The organism is Chryseobacterium populi, from assembly GCF_000282115.1.
GTDB lineage: Bacteria > Bacteroidota > Bacteroidia > Flavobacteriales > Weeksellaceae > Chryseobacterium > Chryseobacterium populi.
The window spans coordinates 24,652-33,171 of sequence record NZ_AKJY01000020.1 but is presented as its reverse complement, the minus strand read 5'-3'; the positions used below and the strand labels follow the sequence as shown (position 1 = coordinate 33,171).

The window sequence follows — 8,520 nt, the reverse complement described above, 5'->3', positions numbered from 1 at the left end:
AGATTATAAAATCCAAGCCTAGCTTTTTAACTTACACACTTTACGGGATAGTGTCAATAATTGTGAAGGAAGTTATTCTTCAGTTTGCAACGAATCTGTTTGTATTCCGGCATGGTTATTCAGTATTGTTTCTGAAACATCTTTTAAGGCTTTTCCATTTTCAGGATGTATTCCTGGGCTTGTAAAGAATTCTACATTATTGTTGCTTTTATCATACCAAACTTTACCCAAGCCATTATCTGCTGTAAGTGTATCGGGGCGCATAATTTTTTTAAGATATTTAAAATTATACTTATGCATTGGTACAATTTCAAGTTGAGGACCAAGATCACTGCTATCCGTCGCAATATATCTTTCTCCATTCCAATACATGTACTTTTTATCTACATCTGATTTCCCCCATAATGTTACGATTGAAGAATTTTTACCGCCTTTAGAATCATTTTTAGTATTTGGTAAAACAACGCCTCCCGTAACGAGTAATAAAACAAAAGCCATTTCCAAAATTCCTAATCCATTCTTTTTAATAAATTCCGGCATATTAAAATGCTGGTCATTATTGTTTGAGTTTGTATTATTGATGGTGACATTAACATTTGGTATACCATTTACCGAAGAGACTTCTTCATTGTCAACACCTATTTTTACTGTTGTTTTACTGGCAGTTTCTCCTTTCTTTTCAATAGTTGTACAAAAATCTTCATAATCATCAAAACCTAAGTATTGGCTTAACCTATTAAGTATTAAAGTTTCTATACCTTTTTCTTCATTAATTCCATCGATATAAGCCTCATAATATCTGGAAAGCGTTTTGACGGATATTTTAAACTTTATTTTTTTCTCTATCGCATCGGCAAGATCTTCCGACCATCCATATTTGGTGTCTTTCTCTGATGTTTCTTTAATTCGTTCAAAAACGTCATGGATTAATTGTTTTCTCTTGGACATAATTAGTTTTTAAGGGTATTACAAAATAGGTGTTTTTCCACCGTGTCGCATTACGGGTTTCCGTAACGAGTTCCTGTCCATCATTGTCCATCGATGTCTATGTTTTGTCTAACACATGCGTCATGCTTTGTCGCATCTTTGTCTCAGAAATCAGTTGATAAACAAAACATTAAACAAAAAAAAGACAAAAACAAATTTACAAAACTGATTTCAAAATCACCAGATAAAACGGAGGTAAAACTCCGGGTTGGGAAGCAGATGTTTCTCCTCCGTTTTTGAAGGTACTACTTCCCAAAAAATTTAAGAAGCGCTTCGAAATTTTAACTGTGTACTGCTCGCGATAAATACTTCGTGAGAGGAAGAAAAACAATTTCAAAATCTTAAAATTTTTACAACAATGTTACAACTAATATTGATGCTACTGGGACTAGCATTTTCAAATAACAACGCCAATACATCATCATGTGATCATAACGGAAATACATCAACAACACTGACCATTCCGGATGGCGGGACTGATCCGGGAGAAGGAGTTGATCCAGAAGGTGGAGACGGAGGAACAGGAGGAAATACAGGACAAACCCCTCCACCATTTACAAATCCTTAATTTTAAAGGGCAGATTTCAAATCTGTCCTTTTTCTTACCTTGCATACAAAACTAATTTTATGAAATACTCATTATTAATTATTTTATTGACCGTTTTTTTTTCCTGTAAAAATGAAAAGCGAAAGTCATCAACAGTAACCCTTACTACAAATTCATATTTTAAAAAAGCAAAAGAGTATCAAGAAAAGAAGATTTCGGATTCTTCTTTCTATTATTTCAATTTAGCAAAAAATGCTTTTTTAATAGATAACGATTCTTTAGGTGTTGCTAGAGCTTTAGTAAATATGGCCATAATTCAATCAGATAAAGGAGATTACTATGGTAGTATTGAAACATCATTGAGAGCAAATCAATTTTTTAAAAATGAAAAAGAAACTGATAGTATTGTTAAGCTTGTTCTTGCATCCAATTATAATAATTTAGCTATTTCTTCTTCCAATCTCAAGAATTTTGACAGTGCCATTTCATATTATAATAAAGCATTGAAATATGTAAATGTTGAAGAAAATAGATTTATCTACTATAACAATATTGGAGACGCATTAATTAGTCAAAAGAAGTTTACTTTAGCAAAAAAATATCTTAACCTTGCTCTAGCGTCAAAAGATAATATTGATTATGCAAGAGCACTCAATAATTTAGCAAGAGCAAAATTTCTAGAGAACAAAACTTACAATCCATTACCCGAACTATTTAAAGCTTTAGAAATCAGAAAAAAAGAGAATAACAGTTGGGCAGAAAATTCAAGTTATGCAACATTGGCAGATTATTTTTATAATAAAGATCAAAACACATCTTTAATGTACGCTAAAATGATGCTTGAAAAAGCAATTCAAAATAAAAGCGCAGATGATCAGCTTGAAGCTCTACAAAAAATAATCATACTGGATAAAACTTATTATCTAAAAAACTTTTTAAAATTCCAGTCAATAAATGATAGTGTACAAACAGCACGAAATAAAGACAAGGATCAATTTGCTGTTTTCCGTTATGATATAGATGTAAAAACGGCAGAAAATGAAATGTTAAAAGTTGTTAGTGCAGAGAATAAAAATAGGAATTTGCTTCTTTTGATTGCTTTATTTTTTGCGATTATCATCATTATCTGGTACCGCAAAAAACAAAAACAATTAAAGCAAGAAAAAGAACTCGAAGTTAAAAACACCCAGCTCAAAATGTCTAAAAAAGTACACGATAAAGTTGCTAATAAAGTGTATCATGTGATGTCAGAAGTGGAAAACACATCGGATATGGACAAAGATATTCTGTTGGATAAACTGGAAAGCATTTATCATATTTCGCGTGACATTTCTTACGAAGATAAAGACCTGGTACTGGAAAACAGCTTTTCTCAGCAATTGTCGCAAATGCTCAAATCTTATGCTTCGGAAACGATTATGATTCCTACAATCGGAAATGAAGAATCATTGTGGAACGATGTTCCCGATAAATCGAAAATTGAAATTTTCTACATTCTTCAGGAATTGATGACCAACATGAGAAAGCACAGCCAGGCCGACCGTGTTATCATTAATTTTGAGCGGATAAATAATTTTATTCATATTTTATATTCGGATAACGGCGTGGGAATTAAGCTCCTTTCCCCAAAAAATGGCGTGAGAAATACGGAAACCCGTATAAATTCTATAGGCGGAACAATTAATTTTGACACGAAAACAGAAAAAGGTTTGAAAATAACCCTTTCATTTCCAGTTAAAAATTAATATTATGTTTAAAAAAGTACTAATAGCCGAAGACTACGAGAGCTTTAACATTTCCGTTCAAAAAGCTCTTGAAGAATTAAAAATTGAAACTGTAGATAATGTACACTATTGTGATGATGCATGGATGAAAATAAAAAAAGGCATCAGGGAAAAAAGTTCTTATGAATTACTTATTACAGATCTTTCATTTGATACGGATCACAGAGAACAGAATCTTACTAACGGAAGGGAGCTCATCGAGGCTATAAAAAGTGATGAGCCTAATATTAAAATCATTGCCTTTTCTATTGAAAGCAGGCCCGAAATTATTGAAACCCTGTTTAAAACCCATAACATCAATGGCTTTGTATCTAAAGGAAGAGAAGACATTAAAGAATTGAAACGCGCTATAAAAGCGGTTTACAACAATGAAAAATACATCTCCGCCAACGTTAAAGAGGCTATCAGGGAAAAAAGTTATTATGATTTCACAAAATTTGATATCATCCTTATTACTCAGCTTTCAAAAGGAATGCTTCAGAAAAACATTCCGGATTATCTAAAAGAAAATAATATTAAACCTTCCAGTCTGAGCAGTGTGGAAAAATGTTTAAATAACTTAAAAGAATCTTTAGGAGTAGGTAATAACGAACAACTAATTGCCCTTTGCAAAGACTGGGGAATAATTTAACTTTAATGCTCTATCGAATATCAACCTTTCATTTTTTTGAAAGGTTTTTTTGTTTTTACGGTTAACCGTAATGATTGGATTTTAAAGGGTTATACTTTTGGAGTATTAAAAAACAATACACATGGAATATAAAGTAATCCCTTTTGTCGCCACTGCAAACCAGCAAAATATGAGTGCAAAAAACATTGCAGAACAATTAGATAATTTAATAACAGTTCATACCAATGACGGTTGGACGTATGTAAGAGTAGAAAGTATATCTACTTATATACAACCAGTTGAAGGTTGTTTTGGCAATACTGCCAAACCTGGTTATATGACTTCGTATCAAATGATTGTTTTTAGCAAAGAAGAAAATGAAAAACCTATTACTCCTTCTTATTAAAATCTATTGGATAATGATTCCAGCTTCAAAGAGGAGAAAATGCATTTTTAAAACAAGTTGTTCAAAATACGTTTATGAAAAAACTGCTAACGAAGGTTTTATTTCAGGATTAAAAGCATTCAGATATAGATTCCACAATTGCAGGTCAGAAGCTCATCTTATTGAAAATCCAATAACCGAAAAACTCCAGATCATTTTACCAAGCCATCATATTCTTGATGAAACAGAAATTTCAGAAAAATTACTAAAAACAAAAAAATAATATTTATGGGAAAATTTGTTATTACACAGAGAATCAACAAAGAGTATCAATTTAATTTAAAAGCCGGAAACGGAGAAATCATTTTAACCAGCGAGGGTTATGTCCAGAAAGCATCATGCCACAAAGGAATAGAGTCTGTAAGAATTAATTCATGGGACGATTCCCGATACGACAGAAGAGTTGCCACCAATGGTAAGGATTATTTTGTTTTGAAGGCAAGAAATGGCGAAATCATCGGTAAAAGCCAACTGTACAACTCAAAATCTTCTATGGAAAACGGAATTCATTCTGTGAAAACCAACGCTCCGACAGCTGAAATTATCGATGAAACGCTTTAAAAACTAAAACAATGGATCTTAAAATTAAACTTGAACAGTTACATCAGAAAGTTATCGGGCTGAAAGATCAGATCAGTACCGAAGAAGCTACAAAAAATGCTTTTGTAATGCCTTTTATACAGATTTTGGGTTATGATATCTTCAATCCTACCGAAGTGGTTCCGGAACATGTTTGTGACATCGGAACGAAAAAGGGAGAGAAAGTAGATTATGTTATTAAAAATAATGACGAGCCGATATTCATTATTGAATGTAAGCATTGGAAAGAAAGCGCAGATGCCCACAACTCACAGCTTCACCGGTATTATCATGTTTCCAAAACCAGATTCGGAGTACTTACGAACGGAATTGTTTATAATTTTTACACCGATCTTGAGAAGCCGAATATTATGGATGAAAAACCTTTCTTCACCATCAATATTGAAGATTTGAAAGACAGCTCGATTAAAATTCTTGAAAGTTTCACCAAGAAAGATTACAATCTTGAAAGTATTCTGGATTCTGCAGAAGCTTTGAAATACATTAAAGCCATCAGAAAAGAATTTGAAAAAGAAATTGAAGATCCTTCCGATGAACTTGTAAAACTTTTGGTAGGCCGGTTTTTCGAAAAGCCAATGACTGCCAACAGAATGGTTTCCTTTAAAGAATATGCAAAAAAAGCCCTGGCCACTTCCATCAACGAATCTATAAGTTTTAGGCTCAAATCTGCTTTAAGCATCAACGAACAGATTGAAAAACAGGACGAGGCTGTAAAAACTTCATCCTTCATTGATGAAAACAATGATTCTAAAATTATAACAACGGAAGAAGAGCTGGAAGCTTTCCAGATCGTAAAAGCTATTTTAAGAGAGAAAATACCTTCCGTAAGAATTGCACACAGGGATACCCTGTCTTATTTCGGGGTTTTACTGGATGACAACAACAGAAAGCCTCTTTGCCGCTTTCATTTTAATTCTTCGAATAAATATCTGGAAACCTTTCACAACGGTAAAGAAGCCGGAGAAAAAGTGCTGTTGGCCAATCTTGATGAAATTTACAATTTCCGGAATCAGCTTCACCAAACATTAGATAATTATAATTAAAAATATAAAAATCACCATGAAAAAACTACTATTCACAAGCCTATTGAGCTTAGGCTTATTATTACCTGCTACTATTTCAGCATCAACAAACAATTCAACTTCAGCTACCGAATTTTCAGCAAAGAAACCCAAAAAAGGAAAAAAGAATAGAAAAAGCAAACGAAGCAAGGCAAGGAAATCAAGATCAACACAGTCTTATTATTCGAGCAGCAGAGGGTGTACTTATAATGGCCACAAATTAATTGTTGGACCAAGAGGAGGATGTTACTACTATTCCGGGAGCAGTAGAGAATATGTAGACAGATCATACTGCTCAGGCTGTAGATAATTTAAAAAGCCCGATTCAAAATTATCTGCCATGAAATACCTTGTCATAATTGCCGCACTTTTCTGTTTTATCGGAATTTTCGAGCTGCCATACAATTACTATTTGTTCTTACGGATTTTAGTTTCGTTTATGGCATTAATTATTATCGTTAATGAATTCAGAGGCAGAAGCTTTTGGTTTCTGACCTTTTTATTCATTTTCATTATTTTCAATCCGGTTTTCCCAATTTATCTTTATTTAAAGCCGTTTTGGATAATCATTGAAGCTTTGGCCGGGCTTTTATTTTCCTATTATTTCTACACATTAATTCCCAAAAAGAAAGAGAAAGAACCTGAAACCATTGACATCAAGCAACAGGAAATCCCTAAAACCAGAGACCGAATAATCAAATAAAAAATTATGGAAACAATACAAATCCCTGAAAATCTAAAAGCCCATTTTTTAAGACTCTATCAAATGGCTATCTGTGACGACGACTTCAGCCCGCTTGAACTAAAAATGCTTTATAAAACGGCAGAAGAAAGAGGTATTTCAGCTAAAAACCTCGATGAAATTCTTTTGAACCCAATTAATTCAAAATCACTAATCCCGGAAACCATTGATGAAAAAGTAGAATATCTATTTGATCTTACCGTAATGATCTGGGCAGACGGAGTAGTTTCTGAAAATGAATACTCTGCTTTGAAAAAATATACTGCTATGTTCGGCTTCTTGGAAGAAAACGTTACCGAAATTGCCGATTACTTCATTGAAGCGGTGAAACAGAGAAAAACCAAAAAAGATATTCTTAACGATCTAAAAAACTAATTTGCTATGAATACCATGACCAATAATATTAAAAATTTATTCCGGTTAAAGCCCGTTCCAATTGATGAGCCTAAAGTGGAAAATGACATTGTAAAATTTGATATTGAGCCCAGTGCCGAAACCACCGAAGAAAGCAGGAAAAGATCCTATCACGAAAATGGCTACAGGGACAGCTCAAGAAACAACGGAAACCACACAGCTTTATCTATCTGTCTTGATGCCATTTATTCCAAGTTTCAAAATGAGGAAAAGCAGCTTGTGGAAAAACAAAACAAGCTAAAAGAGCCCTACCTTAATGAACAGAAAAATAAAGAAACTGAGATCAAAGGACTTACCGTTTCCCTGGATAACAAAGAAGATCAGCTTAAAAATATCGGTGAAGATATAGAATCTGTTCAGGATAAAATCGAAAAAATAAAATTCGAGATCAATGATCTTCCAAGAAATCCGGAATTTTATAATGTTAAAGCCACAAAAGGAGCTTCCACAAAATTTTGGATTGGTTTAATCATCCTGATTCCGATCAGCTTATATCTTTTTACATTTTATATTTCGACCTCATACTCAGCATTTTTCAAAAGTTTTGATGCGAATGGAAACATTATCCAAAATGTTCTGGATGCGCAGGCCTTCAACAAGGCATGGGATGAGGGGCCTTTGGAAGGGGCTTTTGTAACACTGATTCCATTTGTTTTTCTCGGATTAGGATATTTGATTCATATGTTTGGAGAAAATAAAAGCTTTGTCAATTACTCTAAAGTTGCCTTGCTTTTTATCATAACTTTTGTTTTCGATGCTATTCTGGCTTATGAAATTGAATCTAAATTATATGAATTAAACAAAACCTTCAATTCAGCTCCTTTTGATCTTTCCATTGCGTTTACCAAAAACCAGTTTTGGGGAATTATCTTCGCAGGCTTCATTGTTTATATTATTTGGGGACTTGTTTTTGATTTTGTAATGAAAGAGCACAAAGAAAAAGATAAGATCAAGCATGAGCAGACCAAAAGACAGAAAGACATTCTCGTTTATCAGGATAAAATAGGAGATCTTGAAAAACAAAAAGAGGAAGTGCGAAATAATATAGGAAGTATCAAAGAATTAATTGCCAAAGCAAAAGGCAGAATTGAGGAGCTTCAGAATATCATCGACGGAACTATTATCCCAACCAAAGATTACAAATTATACGCTTCTGAATATATGCAGGGCTGGATTACATTCATCAGCGAAAAATTAGCTGTTTCTCATCCCGTAAAACAGGACATGATTGAAGAATGTAAGAAGCAGTATATGTATAATCTTAACAAGGTCGGAGCCAATTCCGATAGTCAGAATACTGTTTATATGTCTGTTTTATAAAATCACCGGA

General features: G+C 33.3%; 12 protein-coding genes. 11 read left to right on the top strand and 1 reads right to left on the bottom strand.

Annotated features, from left to right (window positions below; genetic code table 11):
- Nucleotides 1–72: 72 nt before the first annotated feature.
- Nucleotides 73–948 carry a hypothetical protein gene (locus PMI13_RS06725; RefSeq protein ID WP_007842030.1) on the bottom strand — a complete coding sequence of 292 codons (876 nt, stop codon included), beginning with the start codon at nucleotides 946–948 and terminating at the stop codon, nucleotides 73–75.
- A gap of 397 nt (nucleotides 949–1,345) precedes the next feature.
- On the opposite strand from PMI13_RS06725, the gene PMI13_RS06720 reads away from it, so the two are divergent.
- The 11 genes from PMI13_RS06720 (at nucleotide 1,346) to PMI13_RS06675 (ending at nucleotide 8,510) form a co-directional block, all read left to right on the top strand.
- Complete coding sequence (locus tag PMI13_RS06720) at nucleotides 1,346–1,555, top strand: hypothetical protein (RefSeq protein ID WP_007842028.1); 210 nt, start codon at nucleotides 1,346–1,348, stop codon at nucleotides 1,553–1,555.
- 59 nt (nucleotides 1,556–1,614) lie between these two features.
- Nucleotides 1,615–3,279, top strand: coding sequence for a tetratricopeptide repeat-containing sensor histidine kinase (locus tag PMI13_RS06715; RefSeq protein WP_007842026.1), 1,665 nt, complete (start codon nucleotides 1,615–1,617; stop codon nucleotides 3,277–3,279).
- Nucleotides 3,280–3,283: 4 nt separating this feature from the next.
- Nucleotides 3,284–3,949, top strand: coding sequence for a response regulator (locus PMI13_RS06710; protein ID WP_007842022.1), 666 nt, complete (start codon nucleotides 3,284–3,286; stop codon nucleotides 3,947–3,949).
- Nucleotides 3,950–4,070: 121 nt separating this feature from the next.
- The gene (locus PMI13_RS06705) at nucleotides 4,071–4,334 is read left to right on the top strand and encodes a hypothetical protein (protein WP_007842020.1); all 264 of its coding nucleotides are present in this window, start codon (nucleotides 4,071–4,073) and stop codon (nucleotides 4,332–4,334) included.
- A complete protein-coding gene (gene yidD / locus PMI13_RS06700; RefSeq protein WP_034670551.1) occupies nucleotides 4,306–4,596 on the top strand; it encodes a membrane protein insertion efficiency factor YidD in 291 nt (96 codons plus the stop codon). Before PMI13_RS06705 ends, yidD begins: the two co-directional genes overlap by 29 nt.
- A gap of 5 nt (nucleotides 4,597–4,601) precedes the next feature.
- Nucleotides 4,602–4,934: a YegP family protein gene (locus PMI13_RS06695; protein ID WP_007842018.1), complete on the top strand. Its 333-nt coding sequence runs from the start codon at nucleotides 4,602–4,604 to the stop codon at nucleotides 4,932–4,934.
- A gap of 11 nt (nucleotides 4,935–4,945) precedes the next feature.
- Nucleotides 4,946–6,016, top strand: coding sequence for a type I restriction endonuclease (locus PMI13_RS06690; protein ID WP_007842017.1), 1,071 nt, complete (start codon nucleotides 4,946–4,948; stop codon nucleotides 6,014–6,016).
- 16 nt (nucleotides 6,017–6,032) lie between these two features.
- Nucleotides 6,033–6,344 (top strand): hypothetical protein, encoded by a 312-nt coding sequence (locus PMI13_RS21115; RefSeq protein ID WP_007842016.1) that lies wholly within the window; start codon nucleotides 6,033–6,035, stop codon nucleotides 6,342–6,344.
- 30 nt (nucleotides 6,345–6,374) lie between these two features.
- On the top strand, nucleotides 6,375–6,737 hold the full coding sequence (locus PMI13_RS06685; protein WP_007842015.1) for a DUF6804 family protein: 363 nt from the start codon (nucleotides 6,375–6,377) through the stop codon (nucleotides 6,735–6,737).
- Between the two features lie 6 nt (nucleotides 6,738–6,743).
- Entirely contained in the window at nucleotides 6,744–7,151 is a 408-nt protein-coding gene (locus tag PMI13_RS06680; protein ID WP_007842014.1) for a hypothetical protein, read from the top strand.
- A 6-nt stretch (nucleotides 7,152–7,157) separates the two neighbouring features.
- Nucleotides 7,158–8,510, top strand: a complete 1,353-nt coding sequence (locus tag PMI13_RS06675; RefSeq protein ID WP_007842012.1) for a coiled-coil domain-containing protein — start codon at nucleotides 7,158–7,160, stop codon at nucleotides 8,508–8,510.
- Nucleotides 8,511–8,520: the final 10 nt, after the last annotated feature.